Raw genomic sequence first — 20,271 nt, forward strand, 5'->3', positions numbered from 1 at the left:
TATGATGCTTAAGTATAAGGTAGCAGATAAGGTTTTGTATAATAATTATATATAGGGTGTAATATCTTCTTTACAGTCATCGGCAAGATAAGAAAGAGAGCGAAATCTTAAACCTACCATTTGATCATATAAAGGGTTTAGTTTACACATGGGAGGAATATGAACAATTTTTTTGCCAAATAATGTAATATCCCGTTCAAAAGGACATTGTGGAGGAATCATTTTACATAAAAAACGGGCAACCCTAGGATCATTTATGTCCATTTTATCTAACCATTTTTTGACTGGTTGTAATAAGTCGGGATGATGTGCTTCTCCTGTTTTTTCGGTTTCGGGATGCCAAAGAGTTGACTCTAAGGATTTTAACGCTTCTAAATCTAATCCTAAAGCTGACTGAAATTCTTGGACTGTATCTGATTCTGATTTACTATAAACGCCATTGGCAATGGCCATCATTACCGCAGTGCGTAGGAAATTTTCTTTAATATGAAGATCATCCCCTAAAGCCATAGCTAACTCTTGAGGAGAAATGATGTCTAAATTACCTAAATCTGTACAAGGTATTAGTTCATCTTGAGTTAAACTAGCAATTAATTCTTGTTCTTCAGGGTCAAAATGACCATCAGCATAGGCTACGGTGAGTAAACCTCTTAACCATGCCGAAATTTGTTCATTAGTATATTTATCAGTATTACAGTTAGTTTTCATAAATTGATGATCAAAAATTCAAGTCTATAAAATCATTGTAACTTAGGATTTATAGCTTGAATCATCCTGTTTTTCCTAATTAACATCTAAGTTCGATCTAAAATTTTCGGTGATGTAGTGAAAAGGGTGTTAGGTATTAGGTTAAAGAATTGATAAAAAATATATCTTCATTGATTTTTTGTTTTCAATTCTTGGATTAAATAACATAATATAAGTGAAAATTAAACCTGCTACCTGCTACCTGATACCTGATACCTAAAACCTGTTTCAGTCGGATATTCTTACATCGAACTGAGGTAATTAACGGTTAAGTACATCATTACGATGTTGCATAGATCCCACAACTTGCACTACTTCTTCAATGATTTCTGGTGCAACTTTTAATTCTTGTAAAGTAACCACAAGGTTTTCGGCGATCGCATCAAAATGAAGATCCGTTAAACCATGATTAGCAACCAATTCTTGATGTGCTTTTCTCATATCATTACCGTCAAAGCTATCACTACCACCAAAAGCATAAGTCATAAAGGCTTTTTGATGAGCTTTTTGTTTTACCATATCAGTGTTAACAAAAAAATCTTTAATTCGATCATCATTCAAAACTTTGTCATAGAATATTTCTACAGCGACATTAACAGCTTCTTTCCCGCCTAATTTTTCGTAAATAGTAGTCATGATTATCTTTCATTCTATTTTGTGTATATAACTACATAATAATTAGTCTATGAAAAAAAATCAGTGATTTTGAGAACTGTTATGCAGTTTTTACATTAAATATATGTAATAATTTTAGTTATCGTCATGAAGAGAGTTAAGACTTTCAGTGCATTGACGAGTGACTAATTCTAATTCTTCTTTTTTTACCGATGAAGGGGGAGGAATTAAATCTCCAATTTTGATCTGAATTTTCACAAACTGAGGAATTTTTTTCCCTGAAATAGTAATTTTTTCTGTACCACAAAGACACACAGGAAGTAATGGAGCTTGAGCTTTTGCGGCAATCAAAGCTGCACCTAATTTTGGATCATAAATTCTACCATCAGAAGTGCGCGTTCCTTCAATAAATATACCCGTAGCCCATCCTTCTTCAATTCTTGACATTGCTTGACGAATGGCATTACGATCAATACCTTGACGATTTACAGGATAAGCACCTAAAGCGGTAATTAATTGTTTTAAACCTTGAATATTAAATAATTCTTCTTTTGCCATATAAGAAACAGGGCGACGGATGGCAGCAGAAACGAGGGGAGGATCAAAAACACTAGCATGATTACTAACTATAATTAGTTTATCTTTAAGGGGTACTTTTTCTCTACCTGTAACCGTACCTCTAAAATAAAGATGAAAAACAGGGTTAACGATAAAAGATCTAACGAGATGATAAACTGTTGTCTTAGTTTTTACTAATTTCGGTAATGGTTGATTTTGATTCATCCGTTTTTAATAAAAATAAATATATTGTTACAATACTGAAAATTATTTAAAGTTCATTCAAAATTTAATCTTATGCTTAAAAGGAAACAATTTATTCACTGTTTATCGATTCTTGCTTTTACCTATGGAGGTACGGTTAGCGCACAAACTGTTTTACCAGAAGTTAATAGTTACAATAATCCATCGGAGGTTTTCTCTATTCCCATTGAAGTTTTACCTCCTGAGAATAATAATATTCCTCCATCGGTTTGTAATCCTTCTATTTCCCCTAATATCGAAGGAATTATGAAGCGTTATGGTGGCAGTTGGGGAATTTTAGTCGAGAAATTATCTGATGGGGAAACTATTTATCAATATAATGCAGATCGAGGATTTATCCCAGCCTCTAATATGAAAATTTTGACAACAGCTGCCGCATTACAAAGACTTTCTCCTCAAACAACTATTAGTGCTAATAAATCTCTACAAGAATGGGTAACTGTGACTAATTTAAGAAGCGATAATTATTATGCTGATACTCTTTTGAAAAAAATTGGTGGTGGTGTTGTAGCAAAACAAACTTTAACAAACTTAGGCATTAATCCTCAAGGTTTTCATTTCGCTGATGGTTCGGGTTTATCTCGCCGAAATCTAGCTACTCCAAGGGTTTTAGTTGATACTCTTAAGGTTATGTATTCTAATCCTCAAAGAGATATATTTTTTACTTCCTTACCTACTGCTGGAATGAGTGGAACTTTGCGTAATCGGATGAAACAAACTCCAGTACAAGGTATTGTTCACGCTAAAACTGGCACTTTAACGGGTGTTAGGGCATTATCTGGTTACTTAGATCATCGGGAATATGGTACTTTAGTCTTTAGTATTTTGGCCAATAGTCCTAATCAATCTGGTGCGGCATTAGTTAAAGGTATTGATGAAATTGTGATTAATCTTAATAATACCTACGGTTGTCAATCACCCATAAATAATTAATGAAGTAATACAACTATTTTATTTCTTATCTATCAACTATAACTATTAATAATGACGATAAATGCGAATATACGTTCTTTTATATAATTCTGGTACGGCTAATGAAGGAATTCATACTCTGAACATAGGAGATCAAGATTTTATCTTAATGTTTGAATCAGAAGATGATGCAATTCGTTACGGTATATTACTAGAAGCCCAAGATTTTTTGACTCCTTCGGTGGAATCTCTTGAGAGGGAAGAGATAGAAGATTTTTGCCTTGCGTCTGGTTATCAATGGAAATTTATCAGTGATGGGATGTTAGAAATTCCTCCTGAAAATAATGTTACTCAAACTGACTGGAATGAGGATAGTGTTTATTCTCCTTTACCTGAAAAAACTGAAGCGGAAATGTCAGCTTTTGAATTAGAGCGCATCCGCCGTCAACTAGAAGGTTTATTGTAGTTATCCATTAACAATTAACAATTATTCATTATCAATTATCTATTCTTAATTATCATGAATCGTGGTCATTTATTAACGGAACAGATTAACATAGCTAGTGCTAATTTAGATCAACTTTCGCCCTTAGAAATTGTTGATTTATTCAATCAAGAAGATCAAAATACCATTAAAGCCATCGCCAATGCTAGGGAAGAATTAGCAAAAACTATCGAAATAACCGCAAAATCTTTGTCTAAGGGAGGACGTTTATTTTACCTTGGAGCGGGTACTAGCGGACGTTTAGGAGTACTTGATGCCGCTGAATGTCCCCCCACCTTCTGCACTCCTCCTGATATGGTACAGGGCATTTTAGCTGGGGGTGTGTCGGCTTTGGTGAAAAGTTCCGAAGCCTTAGAAGATCGTCCCGAAGATGGCGCTCAGGCTATGATAGATAATCATATCAATTCTTTGGATGTGGTTATCGGAATTACCGCAGGTGGTACTACTCCTTATGTTCATGGTGCATTGCAAGAAGCAAAGAAACGGGGTGCAGTGGCGATCGCCATGAGTTGTGTACCTTCAAAACAAGTACCCATAGAAGCAGATATAGACATTAGATTGTTGACGGGGGCGGAAATTTTGGCAGGTTCAACCAGACTAAAAGCTGGTACAGTAACGAAAATGGCTCTTAATATCATTTCCACTGGGGTGATGGTAAAACTAGGGAAAGTTTACGGAAACCGCATGATAGATGTGTCTGTAACTAATAGTAAATTAGAAGATCGAGCATTGCGTATTATTAGTGATTTAACAGATTTAGATAGAGAAAACGCTATGAAACTTTTAAGTGCTAGTGGATATAAGGTAAAATTAGCATTATTGATGCACTGGAGGAATAAAACCTCATCGGAAGCAGAAATTTTATTGAGAGAAAATGAAGGCAATTTGCGTCAATCATTAAATAACTAGAAATAATCAATTATCAATTATCAATTAATAACTTATGGTTAATTTATCAAATAATTTTACATTAATTGCCATTATATTATTGGCTTTGAGTCTCATAATTTGGGGCTATAATCGAGCTAAACCTTTTGGAGAAATAGGAATATTAGCTTGGTTACAATCTTTAACTTTAATGACTCCTTGGATCGTCTTTTTTTCATTATTAGCTACTGGTATATATATTAATTTTATCACGGTTATTTTACTTTTAGTTTTATCATCAGGGTTTTATATCTATTTAGGTAACTTGATTAGAAAAAAAGCAGAAAGTACTATTAATAATAATGATTTAAGCAAAATAAAGAAAGAGTTAATAGAAAATTTTAATAAAAATCAAGAAATAGCTGAAAATAAAGAAAATTTATCACCTAATAATAATATCGGTAGTTTGAAAGGGAATCAATTTCCAGTTAAAATAGAGCAAATTAAGCCTGATTTTTCTCCTATTGATGATGAAGATTTAAAAGTGATTAAAAGTATTTTTGGTATCGACACTTTTTTTATAACTGAAACAATCCCTTATCAAGAAGGCGTTATCCTAAAAGGTAATTTACGAGGAGAAGCAGACATAACTCATCAACATTTAACAGAGAAATTAACAAAAAAATTAGAAGATAAATACCGTTTATTTTTAGTAGAAACTCCCGAAGGAAAACCTGTGGTTATCATTTTACCTAGTACTAACGATCCTAAACCCTTAACCTTGGCACAAAAAAATCTTGCTTTAGTATTACTTTTAGCTACAGTTTTTACCAGTATGGAAGCTACTTCTTTACTTCTAGGCTTTGATTTGATAGATAATTGGAGTCGCTATTCTGAAGTTTTGCCTTTATGTATCGGTTTATGGATAATTTTATTAGCACATGAAATCGCACATCAAGTCATCGGTAGTAAAAATAACGTTAAAATAAGTTTACCCTTTTTCTTGCCTAGTCTTCAAATTGGCAGTTTTGGCGCTATTACTCGGTTTGAATCTTTAATACCTAATCGTTCAGTATTATTTGATATTTCATTTGCGGGGCCTGCTGCTAGTTTTGTGGTATCTTTATTTATCCTTTTACTTGGTTTTTCCTTATCAAATAACGTCAGTACATTTGAAATACCTACTAACTTCTTTCAAGGTTCAATTTTAGTTGGTATTTTAGCGAAATTATTTTTCAATTCTGCTTTACAAGGAGAAACCGTTGGAGTAAATCCCTTAACAATTTTAGGTTGGTTAGGCTTAGTCATCACTGCTTTAAATCTGGTACCTGCTGGACAACTAGATGGTGGTAGAATCATTCAAGCAATCTACGGTAGAAAAACCTGTCGCCGAGCAACTATTGGTACTTTAGTTCTTCTTGGTATTGTTAGCATTCTCAATCCGATAAATTCTTTACCTTTTTATTGGGCTATTGTAATTTTATTCTTACAAAGAGATTTAGAGCGTCCTAGCTTAAACGAATTAACTGAACCTAATGATACACGAGCCGCTTGGGGATTAATATTAATTTTCTTATCATTAACAACTTTAATTCCTATTACCCCCACTTTAGCCAGTCGTTTAGGTATTGGGTTTTAATAATGAGGAATTAGAAAGGAAAGGAAAGGGGGAATTAAAAATAAATTAATTTTGATAATAATATGATTAAAACTATCAGTTTTTTGTGTCTTTGGTTAGGATTTATTTTATATGCAATTTTCTTTTCACCTCCAGATAATCCTGAAACATTAGACTTAATAATTAATCTTTCTAGCGGTAAATGGGAAGGGATAAATCCTCTGATTGTTAGTCTATTTAATATTATGGGAATTTTGCCCTTTATTTATGCTTTTTTGTTAATTATTGATGGTAGAAATCAGAAAATTAAAGCCTTTCCTTTTGTTATAGGTAGTTTCTTTTTAGGCGCATTTGCTTTATTACCATATTTTGCTTTTCGTCAATCTAATATCACATTTTCAGGAGAAAAAAACTGGCTTATTAAAATTTTAGATTCTCGTCTTTTTGCTTTTATTATTAGCCTTAGTTGTTTGAGTTTAATTTATATTGCTATAACTAAAGGAGATTGGCAAGATTTTATTTCTCAATGGCAAAAGTGCAAATTTATTCATATTATGAGTTTAGATTTTTGCTTTTTATGCTTACTCTTTCCTGCTATTGTCGGTGATGATTTAATTAGAAGAGAAATTGACAATAAAAATATATTTTGGTTAATAACTTTTATACCTTTAATCGGTACTTTATTTTATCTCTGTTTTCGCCCTTCTTTACCTACTATTCAAAATAATTTTACCTCATCAGTTGATAATGTTAGTTCTATTAATTAGTTTTTTATTATTTAATATCGTCGAATTTATATGACTGTTTTTACCCAAGAAAAGTTACTGTTTTATCCCTCACAAAAAAATATCAATCCTATTCCTTTAATTTTTGCTTTTCCTAATGAATATAGTGTCGGAATTACTAGCTTAGGTTATCAATTAGTTTGGGCGAATTTTTCTACTAGAAATGACGTAGAAGTTAGTCGCTTATTTACAGACATTCATGAAAACTTACCTCGTAACCCCGAATTAGTTGGGTTTTCTTTTTCTTGGGAATTAGACTATGTTAATATCCTTAATTTATTAGAGTTTTTAAACATTCCTATTTATGCTAAAGATAGAAATGAAAATCATCCTTTAATTTTTGGTGGAGGTCCTGTTTTTACTGCTAATCCAGAACCTTTTGCTGACTTTTTTGATATAATTTTATTAGGTGATGGTGAAAATTTACTAGGTAACTTTATCAACAGTTATCAACAAGTTAGACAAGAAAATAGAATAAATAAATTAACACATTTAGCTAAAACAGAAGGAATTTATATCCCTAGTTTATACGAAATTAACTATCAACAAAGAGATGGTAAAATTGAAAGTATTAAACCCATAAATAAAGATACTCCTAATACTGTCGAAAAACAAACTTATCGGGGAAATGTTTTATCAGCTTCAACGGTAGTAACGGAAAAAGCCGCATGGGAAAATATTTATATGGTGGAAGTCGTGAGAAGTTGCCCTGAAATGTGTCGTTTTTGCTTGGCTAGTTACCTTACTTTACCATTTCGTACCGCTAGTTTAGAGGCTTCTTTAATTCCAGCTATCGAAAAAGGGTTAAAAGTCACCAATCGTCTAGGCTTACTTGGCGCATCCGTCACTCAACATCCTGAATTTGATACTTTAATTGACTATTTATCCCAATCACAATTTGATGATATTCGAGTAAGTATTTCTTCTGTAAGAACAAATACTATTACAGAAAAATTAGCGAATTTTCTCAAAAAACGAGATACCAAGTCAATAACTATCGCTATTGAAAGTGGATCTGCTAAAATTAGACAATTAATCAATAAAAAGCTCGAAAATCACGAAATAATCGAGGCGGCTATCAATGCCCAAGCTGGAGGATTAAAAGCCATCAAATTTTATGGTATGGTAGGCTTACCCGAGGAAGACTTATCGGATATTGATGCGACTATTGACATGATGGCGCAGGTGAAAAAAGTTGCACCAAAATTGAAAGTTACTTTCGGATGCAGTACTTTTGTACCTAAATCTCATACCCCTTTTCAATGGTTTGGTGTTGATTCTAATAGTAAAAAAAGATTGCAATATTTAGAGAAAAATTTACGCAAAATTGGAGTTGATTTTCGCCCTGAAAGCTATAGTTGGTCTGTAATTCAGGCTCTTATTTCTCGTGGCGATCGCAGACTAAGTAAATTATTAGTATTAACTCGTAATTATGGCGATACTTTAGGCAGTTATAAACGAGCATTTAAGGAGTTAAAAGGAGAAATACCTAGTTTAGATTACTATGTCCATGATAATTGGCAAATAGGGGAAGTTTTGCCTTGGCAACACCTAAAAACGGCGTTAACGGAGGAAACTTTGATTAAACATTTACAGCAAAAGTAGTTTACTAGAAATCTAACGATTTAGATAGATAATTATATTTCTCATAACTGAAATAATATTTTATCTTCTTCTATTTTTGTAATTAATTTTATGTTTAACCTAACTTTCGGAAACATTAATGAATATACTTTCGTCTATGGATACCAATCTTCTTTTGTTCAAAATTTATACATAGTTGTGGAAATTTGAATATATACTAGGTGAACTATCATAAGTTAGAATAATTATTTATTTTCTGAAAAATAACATACAATAAATTACTCCATGTCAAAAAAAGAATATAAAATTTTAATTGTTAATCAATTTTTTCCTCCAGATTATGCCGCCACAGGACAATTAATCGAAGAATTAGCCACCGCCATTAGTAAAGAAAATATTAAAGTTAGAGTTTTTAGCGGACAACCGGGCTATGCTTTTGATACGAATCAAGCACCAAGAGATGAAAAAATGGGCAAAGTTCATGTCAGACGAACAAGAACGGCTCAAATGTGGCCTCAACGTATTAGAGGTAAAGCGGTTAACAGTTTTTTATTTTTTTTACGCGCTTTTATTCATACTGCTCGTTATCAAAAAGGTGATGATTTACTCATAATAACTACTGCACCAGCTTTTATGACTTGGTTAGGTTATTTTGTTTATGTAATTTGGAAGAAAAAATATGTTTGTTTAATTTATGATTTATATCCTAATGTTATAACCGCATTAAAAGTTTTACCTGAAACGAATGTAATTGTTAAGTTATGGAATAAATTAAATCATCAAACATGGACTAATGCTCAAGAAATTATTGTCTTATCAAGCACCATGAAAGAGCTTATATTAGAAGCCTGTCCACAAGTAAGTGATAAGATTTCTATTATTCATAATTGGGCTGATGGAAATACCATTAAACCCATTAAAAAAGAAGATAATTGGTTTGCTCAACAATATAGTTTAGATAAAAAATTTACGATTCTTTATTCTGGTAATATGGGACGTTGCCATGATATGGAAACTATTATTGAAGCGGCTTATATTCTCAAAGATTATCATGATTCTATTCAATTTGTCTTTATCGGTAGTGGCCCTCAACAAGAAGCAATTAAAGAGAAAATTAATGGTTTAGAATTAGATAATATTTTATTTCTTCCCTATCAAAAAAAAGAAGATTTACCTTATTCTCTAACGGCTTGTGATGTTTCCTTAATTTCAATGGCTCAAGGAATGGAAGGAATTGTAGCTCCGAGCAAACTTTATTCTACTTTAGCAGCAGGAAACGCCGTGGGGGTAATTTGCCCTGAAAGATCTTTTTTGAAACAATTAGTTGTGGATGCTCAATGTGGTGAAAGTTTTAGAAATAAAGATGCTCAAGGATTGGCTAATTTCTTTTTAAAATTAAAGGAAGATAGTTCACTTTGCGAAAAAATGGGATACAATGCTAGACAATATTTTTGTAATCACTTTACTAAAGACATCGCTATTAATAAATATCTTGACGTTATTGATAATATTCGTAGAGAATCATCTTTAGAATTGATTACTAGATAATTATTATTAACAATTTATTATGTTTAAATCAGCTTTTTATAAAACACTATGGACTCTTTTTTTTGTAAGTTTTTTTCCCCCAGTATTTGCTCAAGAATCTAATGCAAGAAAGCCTTTAATTCCTTTATCTCCTCCTAAAAATACCCCTGTAAATATTACGTCACCACCATCTACTATTAATACCCGTCAAGAATTTCCTTATACTCTTGATGCTGGGGATATTATTTCTCTTGATATTTTTAATGTTCCTGAATATAGTCGAGAATACCCTGTTTTAGTGGATGGTACTATTAATTTACCTTTGATTAATCGTATTTCTGTGGTGGGATTAACTTTAGCTGAAGTTGAGTCTATCATAAGTCGAGAGTATTTAGATCAAGGATTATTACGAGATCCCATTGTTAGTATTAATTTAACCGCTCCTCGTCCCATTATGGTGGCTATTGTGGGAGAAATTAGAACTCCCGGCTCTTATTTTGTTCCTTTTGAGGGTGCTCCTACAGATAAGGGTAGAAAATTTCCCAGTCTCATTAGTGCTTTAAAATTAGCTAACGGAATTAATGCCTCCGCCGATACTCGTCAAGTAAAAGTTATTCGTAATTATAAAGGTCAAGAATATACTATTGCTATTAATTTCTGGGATTTTCTTGAACAAGGGGATTTAAAACAAAATATTCTTTTACGGGATGGCGATCGCATAATTATTCCTAGTGCTGCAGAATTAAATCCTACAGAAGTATTAAGAGTCGCTACTGCCAATTTTTCCGCTAATTTAAGTATTCCCATTACCGTTAGCTTAGTAGGTGAAGTTAATCGTCCTGGTCCTTATACTTTAACAGGAGATGACGTGAGATCTAATAACTTAAATGATCAATTAAATTTTCAGAGTAATACAGTTATTCGAGATCAACAAGTTTTAGCAGGAATTCCCACCGCCACAAGGGCAATTAAAACCGCAGGAGGTTTAACGGCAAAAGCTGATATTAGAAATATTGAAGTTAGACGTACTTTACCATCAGGACAAGAACAAGTCATCAAAGTCAATTTATGGGAATTTTTACAAACAGGAAAATTTACTGATGATTCTTTACTACAAAACGGCGATCGCATTTTCGTACCTACAGCAGAATCTATAGAAGATAACGAAGCACGTCAAATAGCCGTAGCCAGTTTTTCTCCTAATCGTATTAATGTTAGTGTAGTAGGAGAAGTAAAAAGTCCGGGTTTAAAAGAACTACCGCCTAATGTTAGTTTACAACAAGCCTTATTACAAGCAGGAGGATTTGATAATCGTCGAGCCCAAGAAGCCACCGCTCAATTAATCCGACTCAATCCCAATGGTACAGTAACAAAACGTACTATCAAAGTTGACTTTAATTCACCATTAAATCAGGAAAATAATCCTCCTTTACTAAATAATGATGTAATATTTATAGAACGTTCTGGATTAGCGGTAGCTGGTGATGCTACTTTTGCTGTACTTAATCCCTTTACTCAGATTATTAATTTAATTGGAAATGCTGTATTAATCTTCGATAGACTCAATAATAATTAAGTTTATAAATAGATATTTATCGAATTTTTTAAAAAGTTTTAAAATAAATTTAATCTTAACTATTATTAATAAAATAAACTTGAATTTTTAAGATGGAAGAACTATTAATATATATCAAAATTGTTAAAAGAAGATGGCCTTTTGCTCTGGGTATATTTATAGTGGTATTTTACGTTTTAGGTTATCAAAGATCTAAAGAAACAGTACCTCTTTACCGTGCTACAGGGACAATTATTTTTGATCAACAAACCGCTACTATTACCGATCCATTTTCTTTAGGGGGACAAAATAAATTAACTAATGACTTAGTGTTAATAAAATCAGAATCTTTAGCCGAAAAAGTCAAAAAAGATTTAGAATTTCCCCTAGAAATGGATAATAAAAAACTTCTTCAAAATTTAGTAGCAATTAATCCAGAAAAAAGTGACGTAATTCAGTTATCTTTTACCGATAAAGATCCAAAAAAAGCCTCTGAAATTGTTAACGCTTGGATTAATAATTATGTGCAATTAGACAAAGATCAAAAAGTTTCTCAAACTAAAGAATTAGCAAAATTTTTAGAAAAACAAATTCCCGAAAGTCAAAAATCTTTAGAATCAACAGCAGAAAAACTGAAAAATTTTAAACAAGATAATCGTATTTTAGATATTACCGCAGAAGCCACTTCTACCATTACTATTATTAGTCAATTAGATAGTCAAATCGCCACTATTCAAGCTGATTTAGCGGCTCAAAAATCTCGCCGAGATTCTCTGAAACAAATTTTTTCAGTAGATGCTCAAAGTGCTATTACTTCTAGTTTTGTGAGTGAATCTCCTATTGTTGCTTCTTTAGTTAAACAAATTGAAGAAATTAAAACTAAAATTGAACAAGAAAAAGTACGTTTTGGCGATCGCCATCCCCAAGTAATTACGTTACAAAAACAAGAAGCAGTTTTACAAGAACAATTAGCAAAATATGCACAAAATACTAATATTCAAGGAAAATTACCACAAAATTTAGAAGGTATTTATCAACCGGGTACAACTCAAAGTACATTATTAGCAGAATACGCTACGACAGAAAGACAAATACAAAGTTTAGAAGCACAATTAAGTTCATTAAAAGATCTCATTAATGTGTATCGACAAAGAGTTGATGTACTTCCTAATTTAGAATTTCAACAACAACAATTACAACGAGAATTAACCGCTAGAAGTGACGTATTGCAGAACTTAATTAAAAATTATCAAGATGCTCAAATTGCCATCAATAATACCCAAGGAAATATTCGTTCGGCAGAATTAGCAACCATACCCAAAGAAGCCGCTATTAACCGTCGATTAAGTTATTTATTTCAAGGTTTTTTAGGGGGTATTCTTGGAGGTTCTATAGTAGCTTATTTAGTCGAAAAACTAGATCAAAAAGTTAATAGTATTGAACAAATCAGAGAATATTTTGAGCAACCTGTAATGGGTAAAATACCTGATTTTAATCGACGCAAAAAAGATGAAATTAAAAGTAATTTACCGACAAGAGATAACCCTTCTTCTCCTATTAGTGAGAATTTTCGGGCGCTTTGTACCAGTATCAACTTTATGACAAATAATGATAAACCCTTAAAAGTCATTACTATTTCTAGCTCGGTAGCAGGGGAAGGAAAATCGACTATTGCCGCAAATATCGCCGTGGCTGCTGCAGGATTAGGTAGTAAAGTACTCTTAGTCGAAGCAGATTTACGCAAACCAGGGCAAAGAAAAATATGGGAAAATCTTGATAAACAATCAGGTTTAAGCGATTTATTACATAGTGATGGACAATCGCAATTATCTGAGTCTGTTGTGACGGTAATGCCCAATTTAGATATTTTACCCGCAGGAAATACTAAGTCTAATCCCGTAGCCTTAATTGGTTCTGCTCAAATGGTACATTTATTAGAAAAAATCAGAGATGAATATGATTTAGTGATTATTGACGCACCTCCTGTTAGTGTAGCGGCTGATGCTCAAATTTTGTCAAGAATGAGCGATGGAATGTTGATGGTTATAAGACAAGGAAAAGCTACCAATTCGATTTTAGCTAATTCCGCTGAATCCTTATTACAAGCTGAGGTTAATGTTTTGGGTATATTATTAAACTGCTTCACCTCTGACAGTGATAGTTACTATTATTACTATAATTATTCATACTATTACGATAAAAAAGACAAGAAAAAAAGTAAATTATTTGGTTAAAAATATATAAATATAAAAGTTTCATTGATTAACACTGCATAAAATTAGTTTTCAAGACTGATAAATGGATATATAGACATTTTGATCATCCGACTTAAATAAATATATTAGTCGTAAAAGACCAAACATGGTATAAACATAAACGCATAATTATGTAGGCATTAGGTAAGCAATAACCATGATATTTATTCTCTAAGTCGGATTTTTTTATCTCTTTTTCAGAAATAAATTTTCAAAAAATGTAGTTAACCTAACATCATATTTACTATTATTACAATATAATTGAAATTAATGTAAATGAAATAAGTTTAATTATAATATTTTATGCTGAAACATAGAGTTATGACGAAAATAAAAATAGTCGTGGCAAATATGGAAGAAAGTAAATCTTTCTCTAGGGGCATAACACTTATAGAGTTATTAATAGCCATAGTAATTGGGAGTATTGTCTTAACGGCGGCAGCTAGTGGAATGATTAATTTATTAACAGTAAATAACAGTATAGAATCAAAAACTATTCGTAATGCTGGGTTAGTAAAAGCATTAGCTTATATTCAAGATGACATCAAAAGAGCAAAATATATCACCGCAGAAAAAGCTACATCTGGTGGTAATTGTAATTTGTTAGATGTTGATTCTGGTGATTGTTTAGTTTTAACTTATCCTGATAATACTCCTTTAAGAGTCGGATGTGATGGCGTTACTCCCACAATTTATTATGGATTTCAAGATATTAGTGAGAAGAAGAATCAAACTTGGCTTAAACCGGGTATTTTGAAAAGAAAAATTATTTGTACAAATGGTAGTGTGGGTAATTGGATTGTTATTGCTGATGGGTTATTAGGCAAAAAAGAAGTTAATCTCATCACAACATTGATTAATAATCCGGATTTTTGTAGTCAAGATAGCATTAAATGGACAGGAAATTTAACAATTTATGGTGAAGGAGGATTTAGATTTTGTTTACAGGAAAATCATAATCAAAATAGATTGGGAAGAATTTTTTTATATGCCCATATTATTGACGATAAACCCATTAGTTTAAGTACTATTATTTTTACAAGAAGCCAATAGATTTTAAGATAAAATAAGGAAAACCGTTAAAAAGTGAACTAATGAAAAACCTTGCCCAGTTGTTGACTTGGTTAAAAGAATCTACCGCTATCGGTATTTTACCAGATGAAATTCTCAGGGCGATCGCATCTTTATTAGAAAAAATTTCTTTTGGGGAAAATGAAATCATCACTACAGAAAATCAACCCATTGAAAGAGTATATATTGTAGAAGAAGGTCAACTTCAAACTCAAGAAAATAACGAGAATTATTGTTTAATTTCAGGTTCAATAATTAATCTCAAAGAATTATTATTACAACAACCAGCAAAAAATACCATTAAAAGTTTAACTCAAGTAAAATTATGGTATCTTTCCAGTGTCAATATTCAAAAATTAGTGGCACAATATCCGCAAATTAGTCAAATATTTACCCAAAAATTAGCCCAAGAAGTTGCTGAATTATCTTCTCAATTGAGCTTTGAGCAAGAAAGACAAACCATATTACGACCATATTTAATTACCAAAGCCAAACGAGGAATTGTTGGCAAAAGTCGCTATGCCGTCAGAATCAGACAACAGATAAAAAATGCCACAGAAGATCGTAAACCAGTTGTAATTTTTGGTGAACAAGGATTAGAAAAAGATAACCTAGCCGCCTTAATTCATTATAGTTCGCCTGATCGCCGAGAGCCTATTATAAAAGTTAATTGCGCAAAATTACAAGCTAGTGGTGCAGAATTATTTGGACGAGAAGGAGGAAAATTAGGTTTAATTGAAGCATTAGGAAACGGTACTTTAATTTTTAATAATATTCAAGATTTACCGCCAGAATTAAATGATGACATTTTACAACTTTTAAAACATAAAACTTATACCCCTGTTAATCGCTCTGATAATAGTAATAACTCAGTAAAAATCTGTCAAGCTCGTCTAATATTTATTAATGAAAAAGCCATTGCTAAAATTAATAATACCGTCACTCATTTAATTAAAGTGCCTCCTTTACGAGTCAGAAAAGCTGATTTAGAAGATCAAGTAAACTACTATATCAGTTTAATTTCCCGTAACCGCAGAGTTAATAAGCCCAAAATAACTCCCGAAGCCTTACGCCGACTTCAAGGTTACGATTTTCCTAACAATTTACGAGAATTAGAAAACCTCATTGAAAGGGCGATGGTACAACTTTCTGGTTGTAATGAATTAACAGAAGAAATTATCTGGCAATCTCGCAATAAAAAGCAACAATTTCGGTTTAATTTACTTAATGCCTATCCCAAATTGCGTAGTTTTCTCCGAAGTCCTTGGTATCCAGATCGCATCAATTATGCCTTTACTTTAATCATTTTTGCTTTTATTGTCGGAATTTTATTTTTAGCCCCACAAAATCGTCAGGAAAACTTCGCTCTTAACCTTTTTTGGACATGGTGGTGGCCTTTAATTTTAGTATCTTTTCCTTTTGTCGGTCGATTGTGGTGTTCTTTTTGTCCTTTTATGATTTATGGAGAAGTTACACAAAAAATCTCTTTGTGGTTATTTCCTAGACAATTAAAATCATGGCCCAGACAAGAAGCTGAAAAATGGGGGGGATGGTTTTTATTTGGATTATTCACCTTGATTATATTATGGGAAGAGCTTTGGGATTTACCAAACACCGCCTATCTTTCCGCTTGGTTATTACTCTTGATTACCGCAGGAGCTATGATTTGTTCAGCTATCTTTGAAAGACGTTTCTGGTGTCGTTATTTATGTCCCATCGGAGGTATGAATGGTATGTTTGCTAAACTTTCTATGACAGAATTACGAGCGCAACAAGGCACTTGTTCGGCAGAATGTACTACTTATCAATGTTATAAAGGAGGAGTGGAAAAAGGAGAAGGATTAGAAACCCTTGGTTGCCCTTTATACTCCCATCCAGCGCAATTGCAGGATAATAGAGATTGTGTATTATGTATGACTTGCTTAAAAGCCTGTCCCCATCGCTCAGTCACTTTTAATCTTCGCCCTCCTGCTATTGAATTATGGACAACTCATCAACCTCGTAATTATGAAGTAGCATTATTATTTCTCCTATTAAATGCCGTTTTTCTGCATAAATTGCCTGAAATTAATCTCTTTTTCCGTTTATCCTTAGATTTAACTCAATTTTGGCTACATTCAGCAATGGCTATCGCCGTTTTAATTTTACCGATGATTTTGCCCTTGATGGGATATAGCATTATTCGTTTAATTTGTCAAGTAAAAAAAACTCAATGTCGTAGTTTTATAGAATTAGCCTATGGTTATTTACCCTTAGTGTTGTGTGCAAATTTAGCCTACTATCTACATTTAGGTTTAGGAGAAGCTGGGAGAATTTTACCTGTAGCTTGGGCAACTTTCGGTTTAAATGGTGATAGTTTACCGATTTTTGTGGCTCATCCTGCCGTTATTACATTTTTACAAGAAATTACCATTATTTTCGGTGTTATCCTCGCAGTTATTCTCAGTCAAAAAATTTCTCGTCAATCCATTAAAACATTATTTCCGCAACATTTTTCAACAATTATTTTTGGTATTCTTTTTTGGGTAATTATTTAATTTTTTTTCAGTAATTAAAAAGAATTTTACGATAAATCAATAGTTTCTACTATCCAATCTTCCGAAGATAAATCAGCAGTTTCCATAGCTTTTTGACAGAAAGAATAAATGTCTTTTGAAGATAATTGAACTTCAACAAAAGCACCATTTTTAAGTTGACGATTACAGCGTAAATCTTTCTCATCCCATGCCAAAAAACGAGGAAATTGCTCCATTATTTCTTTAAATTTTTCTGGTTCAGAATCTGCTAAAATGTTTAGTGTCGTTTCTAAAACATCTCGCCAACTTTTGACAGAATATTCTTCCCCAAAAATTCGTAAAATTTTAGGAATAGTACCCGTAACGTTACTTTTTATTAAAACAGGTTGAGATTTATCACCAAAATATGACCATATTTTAAGACATTTTTCAACTAACAATCTTGCCCTTTTTTCTATGTCTTCTCTTTGCCAATAATTAACTGTAGTGAAATATTTATTTAACTCTAAATGACTCTCTTTTAAGGCTTTTTGTTTATTAATAAAAGTATCATTAGAAAGTTCAGAATTATAAGCAGTTAAAGTTAAATTGCCTAAAGAATGTATCAATAAATTATAAGTAATATCTGAATCTTCACCTAAATAATTTTTCCACCAATCACTTAAAGTTTGAGGCATAATATGTTCAATAGTTAGATTATCAAAAGATACTTTTTCTTTATGCTCGAAAGATTCTTCTAAAGACTCTAAAATAAGTTTAGCTTTTTCTGAACGATTGCCACCATAAAGTTTTACTTCCATTAATCTAGTTTTAAAATCATCATCTTGAGGGTAATTTTGATTTTGTAAACTTAACTTTAATTGTTGTAAAAAAGTACGAGAAGATAAATTAATTTCTTTCCTTATTTGAGAATATAATGTTGCAAAAATACGATTTAATCCTCTAGTTTGAACATTACAAATAAATCTTCGTAAAAGATAATTTTCAATAATTTTAAAAATATTAATTAACTCTTCTTCATTAATAAAATTAGTTTTCCATCCATGATAGCAATTCAAAATAAAAGGATAAACAGTTTTAATATCTAAACGTTTAAGACGATATAAATATTTTCTAATTAAAAGATTTTCTTCTAGGTTAGGGTTAAGGATTATGGCATAGTATTTACTAAACCTAAATAAGTCTTTTAAATAAGAAAGTGTTTGAGCTCTATTAACCTTATTTTTAAGATAAAAATAAATCTCATTTTGATTAATAATAACTCCATTTTTTGTTAAATAATGACGAATAAAATCCGTTAAATTTTCCCCTAAAAGACGTTGCATAGGTAGCCAATATTGACGATAAATTAAATCTTGTTCATCCCCATTTATTTGCATAAAGAAATAATTACGAATCAAATCAGCTTGAGTTAGTGGCTTTCCTTTAGCATTAAGACTTTCAAATACTAGATAAGGATTATCGTCTTTACCTAATAAAATTCTTACCACAATTAAGCTATTACAAATAATATTTTTTATTTTCTGTATTTCTAAATCTTTTCTTTGCTTAATTTTCTTTTCAAAGAATAAATAACAATCATTAATATTATTAATATTTTTGTCAATATTTGACTCTCTTTTAACTATATTATAAAAAGATTTTCTATCAACTTGAGTCGGATTTAATTTAAAATAATCTGATTCTTTACTATAAGCATTTACCAAAAAACGATCATTAATTTCTGCCGCTAATTGAAGACTATCTAAAGAAGTAGCTTTATCTCTTAAAACAGCTAACAAAATAAAGATAGTAGTTAATCTTTGTTGCCCATCAATTAATAAAAATTTAGTGACACCTTCGGGTAAAGATTCCGTTTGCATTGTCACAATTGAACCCATAAAATGAGGGTATAAATTATCACTATAATAAAGTTCTATAATATCTTCCCACAACAATTCCCAATGAGATTTTTCCCAACTATAAGAGCGCTGAAATAAAGGAATAACATATTGTTTTGTACCTTCAATAATTTCTTGTAATTTAGTCTCAGAGGCTTGCATTTAATCTTGATGTTAATCTACTTTTAGATTATTGTATAACATTATGAAGTTACTCAAGAAAAAATACTATAATTAACATTAACTGACAAAGGAAATATTTTTTAAAATAAACCCCGACATCCCCAGCTTTTTTCCCTCAGAACTAAGCAAGAGAAGGAGGCCAAACTCAGATATAATCATGGAAGATTATTCTAAACCCCATTGATGTTTAAGCACATCTTTATACATATTTTCTCTAACTAACATTTCCTCATACAATTTAACTAAAAAATCCGTTGCTTGTTCTCTGGTCATTTGTGCTACCTGAGATTGAAAAGAACGTAAATTAAATTGTTGTTCAAGAGATAATTCCATTGAATTAGACATAATCTTAGATTCTCCTTTACTTTAGGACTAAAACTTGTTATTCTTATTTATTGGTAAGCTATGAGACTTTCCTTATCTAAAATAACTACTTTAATGAATATCACAGCAGAATTTGATAAACTGCTCATTTTGAACAATGAGTATAAATACCTATTATTGTTTGGCAAATTTAGGTGTTAAAAAAATTTATCAATATTGATCATAACAAAAGTTAACAAAAAGTTAGAGTTATGATAATATTTAGGCAATAGATATAACCAATAAAATTCTCCATTAAAGAAAAATCAAATTAAATTCTTATAATAAAATTGATAGCACAGCAGTCAATGATCTTAAAGTCTTCCTCTAATGGTGAGACAAATTACAAAATCAAAGATATAGAGTTAGTTACTCCATTAAAAGGTTTGACTAGCTAGTTTGTGGTGAAAAATAAGAGTTAATCTGTGATAACTTTATAAATCTTAAGAAAAATAATCAAATATAA

16 protein-coding genes are annotated in these 20,271 nt (G+C 31.5%); 11 read left to right on the top strand and 5 right to left on the bottom strand.

The features are described from left to right. Positions 1 to 45: 45 nt before the first annotated feature. From ACEW8E_RS15630 to ACEW8E_RS15640, 3 genes are all read right to left on the bottom strand, one after another. On the bottom strand, positions 46 to 708 hold the full coding sequence (locus tag ACEW8E_RS15630; RefSeq protein WP_373481284.1) for a Mo-dependent nitrogenase C-terminal domain-containing protein: 663 nt from the start codon (positions 706 to 708) through the stop codon (positions 46 to 48). A 300-nt stretch (positions 709 to 1,008) separates the two neighbouring features. Continuing rightward, positions 1,009 to 1,383 (bottom strand): group 1 truncated hemoglobin, encoded by a 375-nt coding sequence (locus tag ACEW8E_RS15635; RefSeq protein ID WP_373481285.1) that lies wholly within the window; start codon positions 1,381 to 1,383, stop codon positions 1,009 to 1,011. Positions 1,384 to 1,497: 114 nt separating this feature from the next. Then, the gene (locus tag ACEW8E_RS15640; RefSeq protein WP_373481286.1) at positions 1,498 to 2,145 is read right to left on the bottom strand and encodes a lysophospholipid acyltransferase family protein; all 648 of its coding nucleotides are present in this window, start codon (positions 2,143 to 2,145) and stop codon (positions 1,498 to 1,500) included. A gap of 72 nt (positions 2,146 to 2,217) precedes the next feature. Between ACEW8E_RS15640 and dacB the strand changes: the two genes are divergently transcribed. The 11 genes from dacB to ACEW8E_RS15695 all read left to right on the top strand — a co-directional run bounded on the left by dacB (position 2,218) and on the right by ACEW8E_RS15695 (position 17,400). Then, entirely contained in the window at positions 2,218 to 3,117 is a 900-nt protein-coding gene (gene dacB / locus ACEW8E_RS15645; RefSeq protein WP_373481287.1) for a D-alanyl-D-alanine carboxypeptidase/D-alanyl-D-alanine-endopeptidase, read from the top strand. Between the two features lie 61 nt (positions 3,118 to 3,178). Next, positions 3,179 to 3,562, top strand: a complete 384-nt coding sequence (locus ACEW8E_RS15650) for a DUF3110 domain-containing protein (RefSeq protein WP_373481288.1) — start codon at positions 3,179 to 3,181, stop codon at positions 3,560 to 3,562. 54 nt (positions 3,563 to 3,616) lie between these two features. Further along, positions 3,617 to 4,510: an N-acetylmuramic acid 6-phosphate etherase gene (gene murQ / locus ACEW8E_RS15655; protein WP_373481289.1), complete on the top strand. Its 894-nt coding sequence runs from the start codon at positions 3,617 to 3,619 to the stop codon at positions 4,508 to 4,510. A 34-nt stretch (positions 4,511 to 4,544) separates the two neighbouring features. Further along, positions 4,545 to 6,107 carry a site-2 protease family protein gene (locus ACEW8E_RS15660; RefSeq protein ID WP_373481290.1) on the top strand — a complete coding sequence of 521 codons (1,563 nt, stop codon included), beginning with the start codon at positions 4,545 to 4,547 and terminating at the stop codon, positions 6,105 to 6,107. Positions 6,108 to 6,169: 62 nt separating this feature from the next. Beyond that, on the top strand, positions 6,170 to 6,853 hold the full coding sequence (locus ACEW8E_RS15665) for a DUF2834 domain-containing protein (RefSeq protein WP_373481291.1): 684 nt from the start codon (positions 6,170 to 6,172) through the stop codon (positions 6,851 to 6,853). 30 nt (positions 6,854 to 6,883) lie between these two features. Continuing rightward, positions 6,884 to 8,476: a radical SAM protein gene (locus ACEW8E_RS15670; RefSeq protein WP_373481292.1), complete on the top strand. Its 1,593-nt coding sequence runs from the start codon at positions 6,884 to 6,886 to the stop codon at positions 8,474 to 8,476. 264 nt (positions 8,477 to 8,740) lie between these two features. After that, on the top strand, positions 8,741 to 10,003 hold the full coding sequence (locus ACEW8E_RS15675; RefSeq protein ID WP_373481293.1) for a glycosyltransferase family 4 protein: 1,263 nt from the start codon (positions 8,741 to 8,743) through the stop codon (positions 10,001 to 10,003). Between the two features lie 19 nt (positions 10,004 to 10,022). Continuing rightward, positions 10,023 to 11,558, top strand: coding sequence for a polysaccharide biosynthesis/export family protein (locus tag ACEW8E_RS15680; protein WP_373481294.1), 1,536 nt, complete (start codon positions 10,023 to 10,025; stop codon positions 11,556 to 11,558). 92 nt (positions 11,559 to 11,650) lie between these two features. Beyond that, a complete protein-coding gene (locus ACEW8E_RS15685) occupies positions 11,651 to 13,771 on the top strand; it encodes a GumC family protein (protein ID WP_373481295.1) in 2,121 nt (706 codons plus the stop codon). A gap of 324 nt (positions 13,772 to 14,095) precedes the next feature. After that, positions 14,096 to 14,845, top strand: coding sequence for a type II secretion system protein J (locus tag ACEW8E_RS15690; RefSeq protein WP_373481296.1), 750 nt, complete (start codon positions 14,096 to 14,098; stop codon positions 14,843 to 14,845). Between the two features lie 41 nt (positions 14,846 to 14,886). Continuing rightward, a complete protein-coding gene (locus ACEW8E_RS15695; protein WP_373481297.1) occupies positions 14,887 to 17,400 on the top strand; it encodes a sigma 54-interacting transcriptional regulator in 2,514 nt (837 codons plus the stop codon). A gap of 26 nt (positions 17,401 to 17,426) precedes the next feature. Here ACEW8E_RS15695 and ACEW8E_RS15700 read toward each other — a convergent pair whose 3' ends face one another. Together ACEW8E_RS15700 and ACEW8E_RS15705 are read right to left on the bottom strand one after the other, a co-directional pair. Continuing rightward, positions 17,427 to 19,421, bottom strand: coding sequence for a DUF262 domain-containing protein (locus ACEW8E_RS15700; RefSeq protein WP_373481298.1), 1,995 nt, complete (start codon positions 19,419 to 19,421; stop codon positions 17,427 to 17,429). A 186-nt stretch (positions 19,422 to 19,607) separates the two neighbouring features. Further along, positions 19,608 to 19,787 (bottom strand): NblA/ycf18 family protein, encoded by a 180-nt coding sequence (locus ACEW8E_RS15705; protein WP_373481299.1) that lies wholly within the window; start codon positions 19,785 to 19,787, stop codon positions 19,608 to 19,610. Positions 19,788 to 20,271: the final 484 nt, after the last annotated feature.

Source organism: Geminocystis sp., assembly GCF_041753295.1.
In the GTDB taxonomy this organism is placed as follows: domain Bacteria; phylum Cyanobacteriota; class Cyanobacteriia; order Cyanobacteriales; family Cyanobacteriaceae; genus Geminocystis.